The organism is Rhizobium sp. FKL33 (genome assembly GCF_005222915.1).
Taxonomy (GTDB): Bacteria; Pseudomonadota; Alphaproteobacteria; order Rhizobiales; family Rhizobiaceae; genus Rhizobium_E.
Window position 1 is genome coordinate 1 of record NZ_STFX01000042.1, and the last position, 857, is coordinate 857.

Here is an 857-nt window from a genome sequence, read left to right on the forward strand (position 1 = left end):
CTAGGCAGTAGACTCATAACGCCTTTATCCAGATGCGAGTAGCAATGAGTTTGACGGCGGCGAGGAAATTGGCCGGATTCTTTTCGTAACGGGTTGCAATGCCTCGATATTGTTTGAGCTTGTTGAAGAAGCGTTCAACGAGATTTCTTTGCCGATAGACCCATCCGCTGAAAGAAAAGCTTTCCTTGCGATTGCTTTTGGCCGGAATATTGGCCCAAGCCCCCTTTTCCTCGGCTTCCGCCCGCAACGCATTGGTATCGTAAGCCTTGTCGCCCAGGATAATCGTCCCCTCGCGCATGACGCTCAACATCGGCAGCGCCATCTTGCTGTCGTGCGCTTGCCCTGCGGTCAATTCGAGAGCGATTGGACGGCCTTCGGCATCGACGACGGCATGGATCTTGGTCGTAAGCCCGCCACGGGAACGTCCCATGCAGCCATCGTCAGCCCCCCCCTTTTTGCCGTGGCGCCATGTTGGTGCACCCGGACGCAAGAAGAATCGATCATCATGATGTCGCCGTCAAAGGTCTTTGAAATATCTGCCAAAATCCGATCCCAGACCCCGGCTTTGCGCCATCTGACGAAGCGGTTGTAGCATGTCGTTGGCGGACCATAGCGATCTGGAACGTCCGCCCACGGCGAGCCAGTGCGGAAGCGCCACAAAATCCCGTTGATCACTCGACGATCATCCACCCTCGGAACACCACGAGGCTTATTCGGCAACAAAGGCGCGATAATCGCCCATTCCAGGTCGGTCAGTTCATAGCGGCGACGGGTCATCAAAAAAGCTCCCAAATCAATGGCAGCCTTGAATCATCATCAATCCCAAAGCGGAAGCCCGTTTATGAGTATACGGCCTA

1 protein-coding gene is annotated in these 857 nt (G+C 54.8%); it reads right to left on the minus strand.

The features are described from left to right. Positions 1-13 precede the first annotated feature (13 nt). Positions 14-777 (minus strand): IS5 family transposase gene (locus E8Q41_RS22530; protein WP_137157825.1). Its coding sequence is split into 2 segments (ribosomal slippage): positions 14-462 and positions 462-777, totalling 765 coding nucleotides; the frame shifts between segments, so codons are not numbered across the junction. Between the last annotated feature and the right edge of the window lie 80 nt (positions 778-857).